Consider the following 22129-nt stretch of genomic DNA (forward strand, 5'->3'; position numbering starts at 1 on the left):
CAGTAATTGTAATACTGGGGGGGAAACCATGAAAAAGAAAAGAGTATCTAGTAAGGTGCCAACTAAAAAAATAATGTCGATTTTTGCGTTAAGTTCGATGTTTTTAAATGTTGTGGTACCTCATAGTTTCGCAAGTGTAAATACTGCTGAAACGAAGCTAAATCAGCAAGGTTTATCTAGTAATACCTTTGATGCAAAAGAAGTAAATCGTATTCTTGACGGGCTTACACCAGAGCAAAAAGCAAATATTAATAAGCTTACTGGTGCAGATAATACTGAAAAAATCCGTGTAGACAAAAAGGATTTAATCGGTTCAAAAAAGATTAATGTTATTGTTCAATTTAAACAAGATCCAGCTAAAATACAAATCATTAAGCAATCTTTAGCTAATGGTGGAGCAACTGCAAGTAGTCAAGCGTTTAATAGTGAATATACCGAAGCAATCAACAAGGTTAAAGATTCACATGCAAATTTTAAGAGCTTTTTAAATACTCAACCTAAAACTTCTATTGTTGGCGGGAAAACTGTAAAAACAGAAATCAGTATTACCCGAGAATTTACAGATGCATTTAATGGAGTTGCTTTAACCTTACCAGCGAATTTAGTTCAAAAGCTTGCAGAAAGTCCAGACGTTGCGTCTGTTTGGTCTCAAGTAGAATATTCTTTACCTGATGAAGGCAATTCTCAAAAATCAGCGACAGCTACATCAGCTGGCAAGCCAACTTCAGCACTTTCCCATTTAGGGATTGATAAGCTTCAAGCTGAAGGGAATACAGGTATTATTAAAACAGGTCCACGTGCGGGCCAAAAGGTTAAAGTGGGTGTATTGGATACAGGAATCGATTACAACCACCCTGATCTTTATAAAGTAACACATGATGAAAATGGAAAATTATATGGTGGTCATGACTTTGTAAATAATGACGGAATTGATGCAACAGGAAACATTAAGTATGTGGATGACCATGATCCAATGGAAACAACTTATGATGATTGGGTAGCTGATAAGGCGAGTTCAAATCCAGTTTGGGGAACACCACCTTCAGATTATAAGCCATATATTACTTCACATGGAACACATGTTTCCGGTACGATTGCAGCAAATACGACGAATAATAACGATGTTTATTCGGCAAATGGGGTAGCACCTGATGTGGCTCTTTATGGTTATCGTGTATTAGGACCAGGAGGACATGGAACAACGGAATCTGTACTAAGTGGTATCGATCAAGCTACAAAAGATCATATGGACGTAATTAATCTATCTCTTGGTGCAAATATTAATGATCCATTATACCCAACAAGCATTGCGATTAACAATGCTACTTTAGCTGGAGTCGTGTGTGATGTTGCTGCAGGTAATGCTGGACCTGGGCAAGCTACAGTTGGTTCACCAGGATCTTCAGCACTAGCAATTACTGTAGGTGCAAGTACAGTCCCTGAAGAAATTGCAACAATGACTGTTAAGAATGGTTCAGTTTCCTATAAATCACGTTTATTTGGTAAAAACTTTTCACAAGCAGACGATGTTTATAAAGGTCAAACACTTCCAATCGTTGATGTTGGGTTAGGAAGTGAAGCAGACTATAGTGGAATTGATGTGAAAGGTAAACTGGTTCTAGTAAAGCGTGGCGTAGACTATTTATCAACAAAAATGGCAAATGCTAAAAATGCTGGAGCAGCGGGTATGATTATCTGGGATAATACGGATGATAGAGATAGCCAAGGTTACATTCCTAGTTTCTTAGGTGTTAGCATGGATAATGTTTATTCTATTTCACTAACTCAAGAACAAGGACAAGCTCTTTCTGATGCGATTAAAAAGGACCCAAAAGCGGCTAATATTACGTTCCCTTCTACTCTAGATGCATCTATTACTAAGAGCGGGGATGAATTAGCAAGCTTTAGCTCAACAGGCCCAGTTAAAGATTGGACAATTAAACCAGATGTAGTTGCACCTGGAGTTGATATTTCTTCAACAGCTCCATACGATATTTGGGAGCCAAATGCAGCACATGATTATAAACTTGGATATCAGATTATGTCTGGTACATCAATGGCAACTCCTCACGTTGCTGGAATCTCAGCTTTAATTAAAGCTGCACATCCAGATTATACACCGGCTGATGTCAAAACAGCATTAATGAATACTGCAAAAGATATTAACACAGATTCAAAGACTTATAGTGTCTATCAAGTAGGAGCAGGACGTGTTGATCCATCACGTGCTATTAAAGAAAATGTAAAAATTCAAGTTTTAGATAAAACCGTTACATTTGATAATCTAGCAGATAACTCAACAGCACATGAAGTAGATAACATTACAGGTAGCATGTTTTTTGGTTTTAAAGGTAGAGGAGAAGGTGCAGCGAATGGTTCTGATGATGTAGTTTCTTCAAAAGATTTTAACGTTTCTAACGAAGGAACTAGCAGTAAAACATTTAATGTAAGTACGGAATTTATTACTTCAAAATTTGCTGGGTCGAATAAAGTAGGACCAGGAACAGGAAATGATGTTAAAATTGATTTTTCGGTTGATGGAAATAACGTGAAATCGATTAATGTCGGGGGAGGAAGTACAGTTAAAGCCACGGCAAAAATAACAGTTCCGTCAAATTCACTTGAGGGTACTTACGAGGGATATATCCACTTAATAAATGCAGCGGACTCATCGGAGACTTATCGAATTCCATTTACAATTACAGTTGCGGAAAAAGGAATTAATACGTTTAATGTTGCGATAAAAGCTGCGGCAGAAGGAAATATTTCAGCTTATAATGTTTCATTTAACAACGAAATGGAAAACTGCTATATTGTTGTGAAGGATAAAGATGGGAAATATATAGGTGTAACAAACACATTATCAAGCGGTAGAAATTTTATCCCAGGTGTCCAATATGGCCCACTATTAACTCTTTTTAATGGATGGTATCTTCCATTTACAAAGACATACGATGGAACATATGACGAATCTGGTATTGCAGATAAAGTGGAAGTACTAAAAGAAGGTAGTTACTCTCTAGAGATGATTGCTACTGGTAAAGATGGAAAACGTTATACAGCGGAAGATACGCTCTATGTTGATGGTACTCCGCCGACTATGACGATGGATTCTGACTCAAAACCAGGAATCTATGAAATCGATACGACAGGGTACCTACCTGGACAAGAAATTAAAGGATTTAATGGTACGGTTTATGACTCGAACGTAGACGTGATGAAAAATAATGGAGAAACATCAGTACCTAGGCTTACGGATGGCAAACCTGTTCCTGTTGATCAAGGGTTGAATATTGTCACTGGTTATCAAGACAGTCAATTCCCAACAGTTTACTTCAATACAAATGCGAAAGGTCGTTTCCACTTTGGAGTGACGAAAGAGGACTTAGCCAATAAACTGGGTAGTGATTTTATAATTGACCCTACAGATTATTCGGGTGAAAATGATTATGAGATCAATCAACAAACTTATTACTTTATTAAAAAAGGAAATCCTTACGTTACCTTAACTTCATCTAATGGAGTAGATGCAGGACCAGGTAACAAAGATAAAGTAGTTGTCGATCCGAATAAACCATTCAAAGCAACAATCGCAACAAAATATGGTGTCGGAATGACTGGTGGTAAATTTTTACTGAATGACAATGGTGTGTACCAATTCTCTAATATCCGATTAACAGATGAGTATAAAAATTATCTAATTAGTAAAGGAATCGATCCAACTACCGTTCTTACTATAGGTCAACCATATACACATCAATTTTATCAAGTTGGAAAAACAACAGATATCACAATTTCAAATATAGGTTCAGCCGGTGCTCTTGATCATGATATGCCGATTATTGAGGCAGATGTAACTTATACAAACCTTGATCCTGTAGTAGGAGAATTTCCATATGACTTGTTGCAAGCGAATTTAACATTGTCAGGAACAGATACAAGGGTTGCGTGGTTCCCAGTTGATATACCTTATGTAAGACAGTTCACTTCTTTAATTAGAGGTCGTGTAGCAGCGGAATCTTTCGCAAGAAACAACATTAATAACAACTATCCACAATTCACTGTTGATTCAGGTGCGAAGGTAACGGCTACAGATGCAAATGGTAAAAAATTTACAACAGATCAACCGACAACAGCTAATAATACAATGGCTTATGCGTTTATCAACCCATATTATGCTTTGACAGCTGATGTAAGTGACAAGCCATATTCTTTGGAAGCAAGTGTACCAGGACATTTTAAAGGATATGCAAAAACACCTGTGATTGGTCAAAACAAATTCGGTTATCAATCAGGTACAGTAAAAGATCTTCCGAGTCTCTTCCCAATCCTTTTAGGGGGAGATGTAAATAGTGACGACGTCATCGACATGAAGGATTTACTGCAAGAAATTAGTGTTTATTACCAGTATAAAAATATTTTAAGTTCACCACCAGGTACATTGAATACGGTGGCAAACAAAACGGCATTCTTAAACACAAACCGAAATGCTGATATTTATTGGATTAAACCAACAGGATTTGGTTATGGAATTGACTATAATGACTTCTATTATATCTTTAAAAACTTTGGTACAAAAAATCAAAGTGCGATTGATGCAGGCTTAAGTGTTCCAGATACTCAACTAACAGTTGATAAAGATACGACGATCACAACGGATTATGCCGGTTCAATTACGTTAAATGCTGGTGACACATTACAGCAAGTTATGCAAAAACTTAATTTTGCAGGTCCAGCTCAAGCAGTATCAACAACACCTAAGTTACAAGACTTGCAAAATGGAGCAACGATTTCACTTTCTCCATCAAGCACGATGATCGTTGATGATTTAGTGTGGAGAAAAGCAATTACAAAAGTTATGCTAGGATCAACTGATGTAACTGATAAAGTAACAATTAGTCCGGCTTACACGTATTATGATGCAAATGGTGTAAGTCAAACAATGCCTTCAAAAATTACGTTACCGGGTTCATTATTCCCGACGGCAACGAATTATACTATTACAGTGAAGGCAACAGGTTACCAAGATGTAACGAAAACGTTAACAGTATCAACGGTGCCAATTCCGACGCCAGCGATTCCAATTATCACAGACCCAACAGTAGCGCATATTGGGAATGATTTAACATTATCTTTCCAAGAAGATGCGAACTGGCGAAATGGAATCAATAAAGTAATTATGACCACTAATAGCGGTAAAACTGTGGATATCACGAATTTAATCAATCCAGACACAAATCAAAAATATTACGACATTAGCAAACCAGGGAAAATCACGTTTAATGCAAAAACATTTATGACGGATTCTACTCTTGATCCAAATAATACTTCAACATTTAATCAAGCGACAATCAATCCTGGTGGTAAAAATTATTTACCTCAGCTTTACAAATTTACAATTGGCTCGACAGGTACAGATGGAACAGTTTATCCAGATACTATAGCAGGTTCTGACCCAATTTACACTGCGCAACAGCCTGTTGGTTATAGTATAACATTTGACAGTCAGGATGGCTCAGCCCCTAAGTCGATGGCAGTAGGATACAAACCGAGCGCAAGTCGTTCGAATGGTCCGAATAGTGATTTAGTAAGTTTTTATAGTCCTGCACCAACAAGACCGGGATATAAGTTTCTTGGATGGTATAATGAACCTTCTTTAAAAACAGTATGGGATGCAGGTCCAATAACTGCAGACAAGACTGTTTATGCGAAATGGCAAATGAATACGACTCAAAGCTACTCACCAGTTGATAAAGCGAATCCGGATGGATTAAAATTCGACGGAAGTAACGGAGGGGTTTCTGGCGTTGGTTGGATATTAGGAGAAGGCGATTTAAAAATCAATATTCCTGACTATTTAACAAATGTTTCTTGGTTAACATCTAAGGACAAGATTGCCAATATCGAGGCAACATTCTATCAGATGAAGAGCGATGGTTCAAGGGAAACAACACCAACGGTCTATACGTTAGATCCAAGTACCTATGACTTGACGTCAAACGGTAATAACGGAATCCTTTCCTTTAAAACAGCAACTCATGATCAAGCTGTTCAAGCAGGTCAAACGAAATTAGGTGAGAAATTTGCCTTTAGTGAGATGCCAACGTTATCAAATGCAGGGGCGATTAAAGGATATAATATCAAACTAACGTCATCAACAGGGGAAGTAGTCACGATCCCTAATATTCAACTAGGATATAGACGTCATATTGACTTGAACGGTGGATCCTTAAAGAGTGCAAAAGACTTATTCTTTGCCGATACACTTGTCAATGGTTTGGCGACAGCACCGAATATGAGTACAGGTTCTTCTCATGTAGTAAATGGAAATCTGACTATTAGTTCAAATCTGTATCTAGATGCAGCTAACTCAATTGATAAGATGTCTGATATTTCAATGGATAATGGTAAATTTATAACGGATAATGCAACTTACTATTTATGTTGGAATAAGGTACCACCAACGGTTAATAAAGATGTTGCTGGAAACATTGTAGGAAGCGACATTACGTTAACATTTAATGATGATGGAACTTGGAAGAATAATATCAAAGCAGTGAAAATCGGTGCTAAAACTTTAGAACTAAATAAGGATTACACGATTTCGAATAATAGTATTACCCTTAAGGCTGCTCTTTTCACGAATGCACAAAAGTTCAATGTGACGATTGTTTCAGAAGGGTATATAGATGTAAATGTAGTTGACCAAGTTGTCGGCTATACGGTTACGTTTAATTCAAATGGCGGAGATCCAGTTCCAGCTCAAATCGTCGACAGAAGTGCGACGAAACCATTCGATCCATCAAAAGCTGGATACAAGTTCTATGGATGGTATATCGATCAAGATCTAACAATACCATATGATTTTGATAATATTGTGACAAAACCAATTACACTTTATGCAAAATATGCTTTAGCAGGATCTTTTGTAACAGCAGATACAACGGATAATGCGATCGGGAACAATATCGTATTAGAGTACAGTGATAAAGATTGGGCAAATGCGATTACTGACATCACACTTAACGGAGTTACAATAGACGGATCGAAATATACTGTCGATAAAGAGAATCGTACAATTACTCTAGATAAGAGTCTATTCTCAAGAGCGAGAGATTATCAGATTTCGATTAAGGCTACTGATTACGCTGATGTATCATTAGTTCAAAAATTAGTAAATGGATATAATGTACATTTCGTAGTACCAGGTGATGCACCAGCTGAAGTAAAAGAAGCAACGAAAGATCAAATTGTAGCACGAAGAATCACAGCACCAACTGTTCATGGTTATGAATTAACTTGGTTTGCGGATCAAGATTGCACAATCCCTTGGGATTTCACAAATTCAATTTACTCAGCAAAAACGCTTTACGGAAAATGGAAACCAGCAAAATACACTGTCATCTATGATACACAAGATGCTGGATTAGTTGTTTCGGCGAAAGCTGAATACAACACATTACTAGACGAAACAAAACCAACAAGAACGGGTTACACATTCCTTGGTTGGTATAAAGATGCAGAAGGTAAAACACCATGGAACTTTGCAACAGACAAAGTATCCGGAGATATGGTTTTATATGCAAAGTGGAGTATTAACTCTTACACAATTCACTTTAACAGCAATGGCGGCAGTCAAGTGGCTGATAAAACTGCAAACTACAATAGCAACATTTCTTTACCAAAACCAACAAGAACAGGTTACACATTTGTTGGATGGTACACTGATGCAGCATTAAAAACGCCAGTAGGCCCAACTGTAACATTAACAAACAACATTACATTGTATGCGAAGTGGAGTATTAACTCTTATTCGATCCATTTCAATAGTAATGGTGGTAGTCAAATTGCAGACAAAACTGCAAATTACAATAGCAAAATCACTTTACCAAAACCAACAAGAACAGGTTATACATTTGTTGGATGGTACAAAGATTCTGCATTAAAAACGTCTGCAGGTTCATCAGTAACATTAACAAGCAATATCACACTTTATGCAAAATGGAACATAAACAAATATACTGTTAAATTTAATTCTGTTGGAGGCACAATTTCGACTAGAACTGTAAATTACAATTCAACGATTAGCCAACCAGCATCACCAACAAGAAAAGGATATACATTCCTTGGATGGTATAAAGATGCATCTGGAAAAGTAGCTTGGAATTTCGCGAAGGATAAAGTGACTACAAACACTACGATTTATGCGAAATGGGTAGCTAATCCAGCAAAACCAACAAATGTAAAATTAACAAAATCAGGTTTATCTTCTGTAAAATTAACATGGTCTAGTATATCGGGTGCTGCGGGTTATGAGATTGTTAAATCAACTTCAAAAACAGGCACATTTGGTCACTTAACAAATGTAACAAAAACAAATTACACGAACAGTGGATTAACAAGAGGTAAAACTTACTATTACAAAATTCGTTCTTACAAATTGGTTGGATCGAAAAAAATCTACAGCGATTGGACAAGTGTTATAGCGTTCAAACGATAATAAATAGTAGGACAAGGTTTCTCAGGTAAAAACAAGTCAGAACGGGGTGTTTAGGATATTTAATAATTGAATAAACACCCTTTCGTAAAAAACGATTGATCATCTTTTTTAAAAACAAACTTTCCCTTAAAAATATAAAAGACAAGAATACGTAAAAATCAGTATTCTTGTCTTATTTTTTTAAATTGGCATAAATCATGTATAGAATACAATTGAATATAAGACTTATCATTACGCATTTTGATGCAAGATATGTTAATAATAAGAATGAATCGATTTTCTGGAATCATAAATAGATAATTCACCAACAAGTTATAGTTTTAGTTTTCTTAAGGAGTAGTTGAAGAATGAATTTTGATCAAATGGAACATATTGTAACTGCAGCAAAAGAGATGTCAATCACGAAAGCTGCAGAAAAATTATTTATCTCTCCTTCTGGAATGAGTCAATCCATTACTCAATTAGAAAATGAGCTTGGCATAAAAATTTTTAACAGATCGAAACAAGGAGTTACACCAACTTTTGAAGGGAAAATTGTATTATCAAAAGCGATTATTTTATTAAGTACGATTAAAGAGCTTAATAAAGAAATAGATGATATTAAGAATAGAAGCAGCAATCATTTAAAAATCTTAACGGCACCTACTTTTTCAGCAATTCTTCAAGAAACGATGATCAAGTACAATGAGAAAAATAGTGAAATTACATTTGATGTAGTTGAAGAAAACCCTGCTTATATGATTCAGAATTTCAGTAAGCAAGATTATGATATTGCACTGATTCCTTGTACAATCGAAGAATTAAAGAAAGAAAAATTTATTGGTTTTGAACATTTAACAAAAGGGCATATTTGCATCGCGGTCGGTAAGAAATCTCCGTTTTATTCTTATGAATTTGTCACACCAAACGAACTAACGAATGAAAAAATTGTTATGTATAAAAACTCTGACTATAAGACATTGCAAAAAATCTCTAAACTGAATCCCAAAAATGTAGTCCTTCAAACAAATAGAAGTAGCTTGCTTTATGAACTTGTGAAAGAAAGCCAAGCCATTTTATATTTACATAATTTTTCAATAAGAAATCGTCCGATCGTTTTAAATGGTGACATTAAAATTATTCCATTAAAGGAAGAAACGTTTTTCGATTTAGATTTTTGGTTGATATACCTACAATCAAAAGGATTATCAACACTTGCGAAAGATTTTATGGATGAATTTAAATTGCAGTTTAAAAATAGTATTTAAAAAAGATAGTGAAGCCAGCATAACAACTGACTACACTATCTTTTTTTTAATTATTCTTCAAGTTGAGACTCTGTTCCAATTGCTCCTGTACTTAATATAGTAACGGTCACTTTCGGTTTGATTTCAATAGTAGGATATTCCTTTTGCCAATTTAGTTTTCGCCATTCTTCTGGCTGATGTTCTTTTAAATATCTTCCAATACCAAGCACATCACTATTAGCAACCTGTATTTCTTTGATTACCTCTTTAGCTCTTTTATTTAAATCTTTCTTAATAATGGACCACATTTCTTTTTCTTGTAACATTTTAATTGATGTAATTCCGTCTATTCTAACAAATGCATCAACTTTTAAATTTACTTTTATTTTATCTTTAGAAGTCGTAATAGAGAAATTATTTCTAGGTCTAATGATTTCATAAGATATTGTATTGTATGGTGCTTCATATTTTTTAGGAAGCTTTGTAATAAAATGGCCGGTATTTCCATATTTACCCATCAGCATTAAAAGAACAGGAGATTGTTCAGAAGTTATGAAATGACCAGTATAGCTAGCATTATGCATTAGTCCTGCACCAACAACTTCTACTCGTTTATCTGATACATCTACAACTGGGATTGTGAAATCAATTCCATCTTCAGAACTATAAGTAAAAATATTAAATAACTCCATTTTTTGAGCGATGGAGGTTGACTCGGCATTATCAATTGTATCCCTTAATATAAATGACAATGGTTTTGAACCAACGGTTTTTAATGCCAAAACGTTTTTTGCAGGTTGCTTATTTGTAATAGCGACAGATACATTTATATTTGAAAATGTTCTACGCCGAAAGGTACTTAAAAGATGAATAAATTTAGTTTTCGAGAAATCTTCACCTAATAATATAACCCTCGTTTTTGATGTCGTTATATCTCCGGGTAAAAATGATTGTATTTCCATCCCAGCATGAGATACTGAATTCTGTATAGATTTAACAGATTCATTTTGGAAATCGAAGACGCCAGCTCCTCTTCCGATAATATCAAGTATTAGTGCATTCACCTCAATTTTTTTATCTTGATCGATATCAATACTAATCCCATTTACTAATGTTTTTTCTGTAATGGTTCTTGAATCCCAGCAACCAGTAGCTACTAAAAGAAATAAAAATAAACAAATAATGATTATTGACTTGCGAATCAACTGATTAGCCCCCTAACTTTATTAATTAGGAACAATAGGCATGGAATAATAATAATAAATAATGGGTCTAAATAACTACCGAAATTTACAATTGTTTCTCTTCTGATTAGATGGAAGGAAACTAACGGATAAAAAGCAAATACTACTATAATGATGAAAAGTAATATGCTTTTCCTATTTTTTACAATTAATGAAAGTCGTTTATGTACATCTTCACTAACGATATAAATATAGCTAACTACTGTAGCACAAATGACAATTGTCCATAAGCTTAAAAATATCGTATCTAAACTTTCAATCATTTTCGAGTGATAGGTTTTAAAAATATATAGAATGGGGTCTATGATATAACTATTTTCTTTGTTACTTAATCGAATATAGGAAGTAATAATAATAAAGGTATAAAAAATTGTCGTAAAGAAATTTGCAAATGTTAAAGTAAATAATTTCTTTTTTGTATCTTGAAAGTTTGGCGCTATAAATAAAAAGATTTCAAAACCTAACATTTCAAGAAATGATGAATATGCACCGGAGCCAATCTTTTTTATTGGATATTGGCCAATAGGTAATATTCTGCCAATATGAACATTATCATAAGCAGATAGTAAAAATAAGATAAAGATTAGAAAGATAAAAGTACAAAGTACATATGTTCTAGCAATTGTTAGAATGTCATTTTTCGCAACAATATACGCTGTTAATAAAAATAAAATGAGTATAAGCCAAGACGGGCTTTTAGGAAAAATCCATATCGTGATAATATCTGAAAATCTCATCGATACTACAAGCACAACATACAAAAAATAGACGTAATAACAAATATTTATACATGTTCCAATGAATGGATTCGTTATTATTTTTGTATAGTCAGTAAAACTTTTGTCTGGAAATTTTTTATATAAACTATAATAAAGAAGTATTAAAATTTGAACAATCATGCCACCTACTAGAGTTGAAATCCATCCGTCATGGCCAGCAACTTTATACATATTATTAGGAAAGCTAGTTATAGCAACACCGAATTGCGTAAATATAATTAAATAGAATAGGTGTTTATTATTAATCATGACGATTTCCCCTTTCTATTTTTAAAAAGAACAAACTCAGAGAAACCTGGATTTTCAACATATCGAAAACTAAAGGCTTTAATTTTTGATAGGTGAGCAAAAATCATAAAGACGCCTAAGCTAATTCCGATAAATCCAAAAATTGATGCAAGGATTAAGAGTGGTATCCCCATGATTCGTGCTGCAATCGACATTTCCCTTGATGGAAGTGAAAATGATGCAATGGCAGTGACTGCAATCACAACAACCATAGAATTTGAGATTAAATTCGTTTGTACAATAGCCGTCCCAATAACAATTGCTCCGACAGTACCAATTGTTGATCCGATTGGATTTGGGAGTCTTAAAGGTGCTTCCTTCAAAAGCTCTAAAATAATAATCATTGTTAAAGCTTCGATCAATGGTGGAAGAGGGACATTTTCAATTGATAGTTTTAAAGTATAAAAAATAGAAACAGGTAAAATATTCGAATGATAAGTGGTAACTGCGATATAAATTGAAGGTATTAATACTGCGATCCAAAATGCGAAAATTCTTAAAGAATAAAAAAATACTCCAAAAAGCCATCGGAAATTAAAATCTTCTGTACTCCGAAAATAACCATAAATATCATAGGGAAATAATAAAGCGTTAGGGTCATTATCAATTATAATAGCAGGCTTTCCCGTTATTAAATGACGAATTGTACGATCCGGCCTTTCAGTGTACATCACTTGTGGAAATATAGAAGTCGGATACTCTTCTATACTATTTTGAATATGAACAGCCTCAATCATTTTTTTAGGTTCAACTTGTCCACTTAACTCAAGCTTTTTAATTTTTTGCTCAATTGTTTTAATCATTGATTGAGGAGTGATATCGTTCAAATAAATAATGGAAAGCGATATAGGATATTTTTTACCAACTGTTATATTTTTTATGATTAGCTCCTTTGTACGTAGTCTTTTTCGAATTAAAGTTGAATTAATTTTAAGACTCTCAACAAAACTGTCATGAGGACCTAGTGAAACTGTTTCAGTACTTGATTCTGTGATAGAACGATCGCTATTATTACTAGGTGCAGAATAGGATTTGGCTTTATTTTTATTGTTATCATTAAAAACAATGACATTTCCCGAAAGAATGGCTTGTATACATTCATCAAGAGTATATGCATCATCAGAATCTAATATAGTCGTGATGATTCGACCTGAATGATCTTTTGAAACTAATCGTTCTAATATATGTGTTTGAATAACCTCTGAATCGATCATTGTATCTAGATAACATAAATGAAGAGTTACTTCACCAATTGAATATTTTTTATATTTAAAATCTGAACTTGAATGAAATTCGTTTTGTACTTCCTCAAGCATGGAGGTTTTTTCATTTACTTCCATTTAAACCAACTCCTTAAAAACTCCGCAATGAATATAAGTATTATTCCCTTTTGTAAATTGGATATGTATGGAAATTGATCTTGTAGTTACTAAAGTCTTTAAATATGAATATTTATGATCATTAATAGATTGTAAATTAATTAAACTCTATATTTCATAGTTCTGATTAAGATGTCTGATTATTCAATCTGGGCATTTTTTTAGTATTCAAAACATAAATTTTTAAAGTATCTCATATAAAAGAAAGCTTAAATTAACTATTGCTAAAGTATTAAATACTTTATGAAATGTTTTTTACGGAAGGGGTTGAGAACACATCATGCATATAATTGGTAAAGGAATACCCCGAAAAGAGTCTTTCGAAAAAGTTACTGGCTATGCAAAATATACGGACGATTTTGAAGCAAATGATATGCTTCATGCTCAATTAGTAACAAGTCCATACGCGCATGCGATCATTAAAAATATTGATGCAACTGAAGCTCTAAACGTGCCAGGTGTCAGAAAAATAATATTTGGTGAAAATCTACCTTTAGTTGGAGAAGGAATACTTGATCGTCATCCAATTGCATTTGACCGTGTTCGATTTTTTGGTGAAGTAGTTGCAATCGTTGTAGCAGATACAAAGTATCAAGCAAATCAGGCTGCTAGTTTAGTGAAAGTACAATATGAATTACTGACTGTTGTAAATTCTCCGTCGGAAGCACTTAAACAAAATGCTCCTCTTTTACATCCTAACCTAGGAGAATATGAAAAAACAGAAGGGGTTTACCCAGAGCCAGGAACTAATATAGCTACAAGAATTAAAATTCGAAAAGGCGATTTTAACAAAGGTTGGAGAGAAAGTGAAGTAATGGTTGATGAGAGTTTTGCTTTTAGACCATCAGATCATGCTGCAATGGAGACAAGATGTTCATTTGCGCAAATACATCATGATGGCACTATTGAGATTACTACTTCTTCACAAAGCCCTTTTATGGTAAAGGATTTGATTGGTGATTATTTTGGAATAAAACCTGGAAAAATCATTGTAAACACGCCTTTTGTTGGTGGGGGATATGGTGGAAAAGGGGCAGTCCAGTTAGAAATTTTAGCTTTTATTGCTTCACGAGCTGTAAATGGCAGATTAGTAAAAATATTAAATAGTCGTGAACATGATATGCTTTCCTCGCCAGTGCATATTGGCCTTGAAGCGAATGTAAAACTAGGATGTACAAAAGAGGGAATGCTCAAGGTTGCAGAGATTCAATTTTTATGGGATGGCGGAGCGTATGCTGATAAATCAATTGATTTAACACGGGCGGGAGCAGTTGATTGTACAGGTCCTTACAATATCGAAAATATTTGGTGTGATTCTTTTTGTATGTATACAAATCATCCATACCCAGCACCTTTTAGAGGTTTTAGTCATTCGGAAGTACATTTTGCATTTGAAAGAGCGATGGATATTCTTGCTAGGAAATTAAATATGGATCCTATTGAACTAAGAGAAAAAAACGCAATTAAACCAGGTGATCAAACGCCTACTCAAGTTGTATTAAATTCTAGTACTGTGGGTAATCTTCCTAAATGTATTGAAAAAATGAAAGAATTAATCAATTGGGAGGAAGGTCAGGTTATTGACATAGGAAATCATAAATTGAGAGTAAAAGGAATTAGTTGTTCTTGGAAAACTTCTACTATTACACCAAATGCCAGCTCAGGTGTGATATTGATCTATAACGCTGATGGTAGTATAAATTTAATGTCTGGTGTTGTAGAAATCGGTCAGGGCACGAAAACGATTCTTGCTCAAATGTTAGCAGAAATTCTAAAAATGGACGTAGACGATATTCATGTTCAAATGAAGATTAATACATTAAATACACCTGAGCATTGGAAAACTGTTGCAAGTAGAGGGACATTCATGGCAGGTAGAGCATTGCTAGCAGCTGCCGAAGATTTAATTCGTCAATTAAAAGATATAGCCTCATTTGTATTGCGTGCTCCTGTTGAGGATTTAGAGGTTGGTTATGGTAAAGTATTTTTAAGAAGTGAACCAAATAAAAATATAGCGATAAAAGATATCGCTTATGGATATACATTTCCAAATGGAAACTCGATTGGTGGACAAATAATTGGAAGAGGACACTATATTTTAACTGGCTTAACTTATCTAGATCGAGAAACAGGTGCTGGAAAACCAGGACCAGAATGGACGGTTTGTGCACATGGTGTAGAAGTAGAAGTCGATTTGAAAACATATGAATATAGGATTCTTAAAGCCGTTACAGCAGTTGATATTGGCAAAGTACTAAATATTAAGACGGCAACTGGTCAAGTTAAAGGTGCAATGAGTATGGGATTATCTTTTGCCGGAAGAGAAACCTTTTATTTTGATGCGCATGGGAAGGTACTAAATCCGCAATTACGAACTTATCGACCAATTAGGTTTGGTGAGAATCCTAAATATGAAGTTGCATTTGTTGAAACACCACAAGTGGATGCAGTATTTGGTGCAAGAGGGGTAGGGGAACATGGTTTACTAGGGATGCCAGCTGCTCTTGGAAATAGTCTTTCTACTGCAATCTCGGCTGAAATTAACAATTTACCAATTATCCCAGAACTATTATGGAAAGTAAAAGAAGGTGGGGTATAGTTTGTTATCTTCTAATATAGATTACTATAAACCAACGACCATTAAAGAAGCATTGGAGCTTTTTTATTTTTTAAAAGCTAAAAACCAAAGGCCAATCTATTATGCAGGTGGTACAGAAATCATAACACTAAGTCGACTAAATCTGGTTGAAACAGATGCCCTTATCGATATTAAAGAGCTAAAAGAGTGTCAATTATTTGAGTTTAATGAGAGCTATTTAATATCAGGTGCTGTAATCTCACTTACTGAGATTGAAGAAAAAAACTTATTTCCATTACTTTCTAAAACATCTATGGAAATAGCTGATCGTACGGCAAGAAATAAAATTACTTTAGGTGGAAACTTATGTGGTCAAATTTTTTACCGGGAAGCAATTTTACCATTTCTTCTTTGTGATAGCCAAGTAGTTGTTGCCGGGTACAATGGTGTAGAAGCTTTTCCAATCGAACAAATCTTCAATCAAAACTTACAACTCCAAGACGGTCAAATTCTAATTCAACTATTAACCGAAAAGAAATATATCAATCTACCATTTATGAGCATAAAAAAACGTCAGCAATGGGATACGGGTTATCCACTGCTGTCCATCGCATCTATTAAATCTGATAATCAATTGCGTTTTGCTTTTAGTGGACTATGTCCTTTTCCGTTTCGATCAAAGCAAATGGAAGCCGAGCTAAACAATACGAACTTGAGTGTAGAAGAAAGAATACAAAAAGCAATTCAATTCATTCCCGGTGAAGTACTTGACGATGTTGAAGGTTCAAAAGGGTTCCGACTATTTGTACTAAAAAACACTATAGAAGAGATAATGAACTCAATGGAGGGAAGGTAATGGACCAGTCTCCAAGCAAAAAACTAAGTGTTTCTTTAAGTATTAATGATGAAATTCGACAAGTGGAGATCCTTCCAGTTGATTCTCTCCTTTATGTGCTACGAACTAAGCTTGGTCTCACAGGTGCAAAGCCAGGCTGTTTAAATGGAGATTGCGGAGCCTGCTCAGTCGTTATGAATGGTACTGTTTATAAATCATGTATAATGCTTGCCATAGAGGCAGTTGGACAAAAAATAACAACAATTGAAGGGTTAAAAGATTCACCTATACAAAAAGCATTTGTTGAAAACTTTGCGTTTCAATGTGGTTATTGTACTCCTGGATTTATTATGAATTGTCATTCTCTTTTATTAAAGCATCCACATCCAACATATGAAACGATGAAAGAATGGTTATCCTCCAATATATGTAGATGCACATGCTATGAAGAAATTGAAGAAGCTGTTTTATCAGTTATAGAGAATAGAGAAAAACCAATGAGTAATGAGTTAGAAAAAGACGAATAGTGATCTTTTAACTCACCGGTGTTGACGATGTTGAGTCACTAGCTTTCCTTTGTGTAAAGAAGAAAATAAACGAAATGACTGAAATTGCCATAAGAAAAACTTGGGTATCAGTAGGTCTTACTGTAGGGATATCTGTTAAAGACATAATCACCATTCCTTTATTTACTAAATATTCGCGGATCAATATCAAAATGTTTCGAAACAATTTTTTTACAAAAGTAATACGTTTTTTTTAGAAAAGGAAGTGTCGGTACGCTAACGGGTGCACCGAAAATTGGACCACTGACATTGAGTGAGAATCTACCTGGTCCTATAACAGAGCTTACAACTCGAACTTCATCAATTAATAATAAAATTGCAATGATTATATCGACTACATCAATGAGAGCATTTGTAAATTGATCTCCATATTTACTTTCTACACGTTCTCTACCTAATAAGGGTCCACTTAGAGAAAGACTAAATTCTCCAGACGTTACAAATACACCTATTATCGTAATTTGACCAGTTAATAATAGTGCAGCAGCAGCGAGATTTAAATCTCTTTGAAGAGTAGCAATTATACGGAGATCTTCTTTTATCTTAGAGTCATTCATTGCATCACACCCTCATGCCTATAGTATTCAATAAGTGCCCAAGTGTGAATAGAAAAGGAAGGGTAAAAGAAGAAAGGAAAAAAAATTTAGACATGGAATGTTCAATATACTGATGCTGCTACACTTTATTCGTAGCAGCATCTTTATTTTTAGGTTTAGAATTGATAAAATGTATATTGGTACTATTCAATATTAAGAATTTATTTAATGAAAATCATAAATGAAGATTTTACTAAATAAAAATTAAAAGAGAAGCAATGTTTATGAACCACTTCCTTTTGGGATGTGGTTATGTTTGTATAAGTATAAGATAAATTCATACTACTTAGGTAAATAGGATAAAAAGCAAGGAGGTTGTAGAATGGATGTGAAAAAGTTTTTTCAAAGTAGCACATTTAGACGATTAGCGATCTTTTTTTGTATCGCTCTAGTGTTGTTTTTAATTCGAAAAATAATAAATTTAGTATTACTCATTTTCATTTTTACTTATTTAATGGATCGGATACATAAATTTATTATCAATCGATTGAGTAAGATTTTGCCAGTTAATCGTATAGTAGTCGTTTCCTCTATGTATATAGTTATAGTGGCGGCTTTAGTTTTTGGAATCTATAATTATTTACCTGTTATTACAACTCAGGTTGTTCAACTAATAGTTCAAATAAAGACATTTTATATGAATCCACCAGATGAGCGAATCATAAACTATATCGTTACAGCGATTAAAAAGGTTGAAATATCGGGCTATACAGAACAAGGATTAGATTTTTTATATAAGTATGCATCTAATATCGGTCAATGGGGTATTGAAGTATTAATTGCTCTAGTTCTGAGTTTCTTTTTTCTACTTGAAAAACCTCGAATTATTGCTTTTACCCGAAAATTTAAAAATAGTAAAATATCACTTTTTTATAATGAATTGGCCTATTTTGGTGAAAGATTTTCGCGTTCTTTTGGTAAAGTGATTGAAGCGCAGTTTATCATTGCGCTTGTGAATTGTATTCTATCGGTAATAGCTTTAAATTTTATGGGATTTCCACAGTTAATTGGCTTAGGCTTTTTGATTTTCTTACTTGGATTAATCCCTGTAGCAGGTATGTTTATTTCATTAATTCCTCTTTGTACGATTGCTTATACAATTGGTGGAATGGCTCATATTATGTATGTGATTATCATGATTTTAATCTTACATGCGCTAGAAAGTTATTTCTTAAATCCAAAGCTTATATCGGCTAAAACAAATTTACCTGTTTTTTATACATTTCTGATTCTCGTTTTTTCAGAACGCTTTTTTGGCGTATGGGGTCTGATCATCGGTATTCCAGTATTTATCTTTTTACTAGATGTACTTGATGTAACTGATCATGACAAGAAAGAGATTGAAACGACAGAATAAAAAAAGATGATATCGCATTTAAGCGATATCATCTTTTTAATTTTTAACCAACATATGAGGTCATCTCTGATTTAATAAATTTGATGAACTGTTTTTCAAGTTGAGAGAAAGATTTGTTTTTTGAACGGATAAGTCCAAGTGATACGTCTAATTGATCGTAATTTATTAAATCAATTTCGACAATTTCACCTTCCAATACATATGGGTTATTTCTTAAAACAAAATCAGGAGCAAAACTAATTGCTGCTCCACTTAAAACCGCTCTCGCAATTGCATCAGAGTGATTTGATGAAAATAATATATTCATATCTCCGTATTTCTGTTGAAGTTTACTCGTAAACCATTTCATACAATCTCCGTTGTATAAGATAAACTTTTCAAAAAGTAATTCTTCAGGTGTAATTTTTTTTGAAACTGCAAATGGTGAGTTTTTGCTTACAAATACCTTCATTTTCCCTTTTAGTATAATTTCCGAAATTAACTGATCCGAATGATTAAATAGCTCACCGTATAGACAAACAACTCCAATATCATGTTCGTTCTTAAAAACAGATTCAATCGTTCGGATCGTACTATTTTCAACTACTTCGATCGTCATATTTTCATTTTTTTTCCTAAACTTTATTAAAGGTGCTAAAAAATGATTAATAAATGCTGGAATTGTTGAAACACTAAAATCACTTATATTTTGTTCTTTGCTTCTTCGTGCTTCTTCTTTTAATTCTTCATATTTTAAAAGGATTTCCCTCGTTTTATTGATAATATTCATACCTTCTTTTGTTAAAATGACACCAAAGCGAGATCGATTAAAAATTTTTATTCCCAGCTCTTCCTCAACTTTTGTAATCGCCTGACTGACTCCGGAGTGACTTACATGAAGATTTTCCGCAGCAGATGAAATGGACCCAGTTTTAGCGACTTCCACGAGAAACTCTAATTTTTGTAAATGCATTTTTTACACCACCTATTGATCACATGTCAAATTAATTAATTTTATGTAAATTTAACATATTTTTTCTGCTTTTATATATTAAAGTTTTTGATATTAATATAAGAAAATGTGATAGTGCTATACATCATGCTGATAGCACTATAAAAAGTTACTAAATCAATTTGTATTTATAGAATGAGTGTTTAGAATTCTGAGAAGTTAAAAAGAGGAGAATTTGGATAAATTATATCCAATCATTTAACGTGGGGAGTTTAATAGTCTTTTTGTTTTTATTTAAAGTATTAAATATGAGTAACATAATTTGGAATTAATTGGCTAATCTAAACAAAAATATGGTTAAGGAGCTTTTGAGTGAATAACTTAGAACAATCTACTCTAAATGTGAGTTTAGATAAGAATATTAACTATTTAAAAGAACAATTTAATCAGTCTACTGATTTAAAAATTAGGCAATTAACTATTAATGATGAAGTCATCCGGGATGCGGCCGTTTTATATTTAGATGGAATAACGAATATAGAAGCCGTTCAAGATAATATTCTTGCTCCTTTGTTAAGGGTTATTAAATTCGATAGTATGGATGTCATAATCACACGTCATCTTTTGGCCGCGGATGTCATGAAGGTGACATTGAATGAAGAAGTTTTGGCCGGACTATCAAAAGGAAAAACGCTCATATTAATTGATGGTTATAACGAAGGAATATTAGCAGATACTGCAGAATGGCAAATGCGTTCAGTAACTGAGCCTGATACGCAAAGATCGGTGAAGGGTTCTTTAGTTGGATTTAATGAACAGCTAAAGGTAAATGTTAATATTATCCGTAATAGGATACAGTCTCATAAATTATCAATCGAAAATCTACAAGTAGGAAATGAAACGAAAACAGACGTTTCAATTCTATATATGGATGGATTTGTAGATCAAAAAGTTCTTGAAGAAACACGAAAAAGAATAACAGAGCTAGATGTTATTTATCTATTAGAAGCTAGAGTTATTGAAGACGCACTGGAAGGTAAAAAAACATTTTTTCCAACTGTTTTTACATGCGAACGACCAGATGTAACTGTTTCAGCGCTATATGAAGGGCGTGTTGCAATTTTAGTAAACGGAATTCCTTATAGCATAATCGTTCCATCGCTCTTTCTTCATTACTTCCATCAACCTGATGAATATAATACAAAATCAGGTCGTTACGGTAACAGATTTATGCGTTTATTTAGTTGGTTATTTTCTATCATTTTATTAGGTGCTTATGTAACAATTGTCCGCTTTCACCAAGATTGGGTACCGGATCATTTTGCTAAAATCTTTTTTAAGAAATCAGATACACTTTTCCCTGTAATCGTAGAGATTTTATTTGTCATGTTAATTTTTCAATTACTAACGGAAGCTTCGTTACGAATACCTAAGTCGACTGTCATTATTGTTTCACTTATAGGGGCAATCGTAGTTGGCCAAACGGCAGTGGCCGCAAAACTTATCCATTCTATTACCTTGATTGTAGTGGGTCTTAATTTTTTATCTAGCATCTCGATAGCCGCAGGTGGATTATACGGATCAGTTTTAACATTACGATTTGTCTTTTTATTTTTAGGATACTTTTTCGGATTAAAAGGACTACTCATTGGATTTATCATTATGATTGCTTATATGGCATCAATTAGATCTTTAGGTGTTCCTTATTTAGCACCGTTTATACCGTTTCATCCAAAAGAAATGAAAGATGCATTATTCAGAGGAGATTTAAGGAAGGTTATTAATAGTAAACATACATTTCCTCATAAAAAATAAATTGGAACAAAGAGTAACGTCATCATATGTTGCTT

General features: G+C 33.8%; 13 protein-coding genes. 7 read left to right on the forward strand and 6 right to left on the reverse strand.

What is annotated here, in order from left to right; translation table 11 throughout:
* Positions 1-28: 28 nt before the first annotated feature.
* Positions 29-8500 (forward strand): InlB B-repeat-containing protein, encoded by an 8472-nt coding sequence (locus COE53_RS10565; RefSeq protein ID WP_069033515.1) that lies wholly within the window; start codon positions 29-31, stop codon positions 8498-8500.
* A 347-nt stretch (positions 8501-8847) separates the two neighbouring features.
* Positions 8848-9747, forward strand: a complete 900-nt coding sequence (locus tag COE53_RS10570) for a LysR family transcriptional regulator (RefSeq protein WP_069033516.1) — start codon at positions 8848-8850, stop codon at positions 9745-9747.
* Positions 9748-9797: 50 nt separating this feature from the next.
* Here COE53_RS10570 and COE53_RS10575 read toward each other — a convergent pair whose 3' ends face one another.
* Genes COE53_RS10575 through COE53_RS10585 form a run of 3 tightly spaced genes read right to left on the reverse strand, consistent with a single transcriptional unit; the run spans position 9798 to position 13377 of the window.
* On the reverse strand, positions 9798-10931 hold the full coding sequence (locus COE53_RS10575) for a Ger(x)C family spore germination protein (RefSeq protein ID WP_069033517.1): 1134 nt from the start codon (positions 10929-10931) through the stop codon (positions 9798-9800).
* Entirely contained in the window at positions 10928-11998 is a 1071-nt protein-coding gene (locus tag COE53_RS10580) for a GerAB/ArcD/ProY family transporter (protein ID WP_069033518.1), read from the reverse strand. The genes COE53_RS10575 and COE53_RS10580 overlap by 4 nt, the downstream gene beginning before the upstream one ends.
* Positions 11995-13377 carry a spore germination protein gene (locus COE53_RS10585; RefSeq protein WP_069033519.1) on the reverse strand — a complete coding sequence of 461 codons (1383 nt, stop codon included), beginning with the start codon at positions 13375-13377 and terminating at the stop codon, positions 11995-11997. The genes COE53_RS10580 and COE53_RS10585 overlap by 4 nt, the downstream gene beginning before the upstream one ends.
* A gap of 319 nt (positions 13378-13696) precedes the next feature.
* On the opposite strand from COE53_RS10585, the gene COE53_RS10590 reads away from it, so the two are divergent.
* The 3 genes from COE53_RS10590 to COE53_RS10600 are packed head-to-tail and all read left to right on the forward strand — an operon-like array spanning position 13697 to position 17356.
* Positions 13697-16015, forward strand: coding sequence for a xanthine dehydrogenase family protein molybdopterin-binding subunit (locus COE53_RS10590; RefSeq protein ID WP_069033520.1), 2319 nt, complete (start codon positions 13697-13699; stop codon positions 16013-16015).
* A 1-nt stretch (position 16016) separates the two neighbouring features.
* Complete coding sequence (locus COE53_RS10595; protein ID WP_069033521.1) at positions 16017-16850, forward strand: FAD binding domain-containing protein; 834 nt, start codon at positions 16017-16019, stop codon at positions 16848-16850.
* Positions 16850-17356, forward strand: a complete 507-nt coding sequence (locus COE53_RS10600; protein WP_069033522.1) for a (2Fe-2S)-binding protein — start codon at positions 16850-16852, stop codon at positions 17354-17356. The genes COE53_RS10595 and COE53_RS10600 overlap by 1 nt, the downstream gene beginning before the upstream one ends.
* 7 nt (positions 17357-17363) lie before the next feature.
* On the opposite strand, the gene COE53_RS23940 is transcribed toward COE53_RS10600, so the two are convergent.
* Both COE53_RS23940 and COE53_RS10605 read right to left on the reverse strand, forming a co-directional pair.
* Entirely contained in the window at positions 17364-17501 is a 138-nt protein-coding gene (locus COE53_RS23940; RefSeq protein ID WP_175403477.1) for a hypothetical protein, read from the reverse strand.
* A gap of 13 nt (positions 17502-17514) precedes the next feature.
* Positions 17515-17952, reverse strand: coding sequence for a hypothetical protein (locus tag COE53_RS10605; RefSeq protein WP_069033523.1), 438 nt, complete (start codon positions 17950-17952; stop codon positions 17515-17517).
* Between the two features lie 361 nt (positions 17953-18313).
* On the opposite strand from COE53_RS10605, the gene COE53_RS10610 reads away from it, so the two are divergent.
* Positions 18314-19348: an AI-2E family transporter gene (locus COE53_RS10610; RefSeq protein WP_069033524.1), complete on the forward strand. Its 1035-nt coding sequence runs from the start codon at positions 18314-18316 to the stop codon at positions 19346-19348.
* Positions 19349-19391: 43 nt separating this feature from the next.
* On the opposite strand, the gene COE53_RS10615 is transcribed toward COE53_RS10610, so the two are convergent.
* Entirely contained in the window at positions 19392-20300 is a 909-nt protein-coding gene (locus COE53_RS10615; protein ID WP_069033525.1) for a LysR family transcriptional regulator, read from the reverse strand.
* Positions 20301-20651: 351 nt separating this feature from the next.
* On the opposite strand from COE53_RS10615, the gene COE53_RS10620 reads away from it, so the two are divergent.
* A complete protein-coding gene (locus tag COE53_RS10620; protein ID WP_069033526.1) occupies positions 20652-22094 on the forward strand; it encodes a spore germination protein in 1443 nt (480 codons plus the stop codon).
* Positions 22095-22129 lie beyond the last annotated feature (35 nt).

This window comes from Bacillus sp. AFS029533, assembly GCF_002585125.1.
Taxonomy (GTDB): Bacteria; Bacillota; Bacilli; order Bacillales; family Bacillaceae_G; genus Gottfriedia; species Gottfriedia luciferensis_B.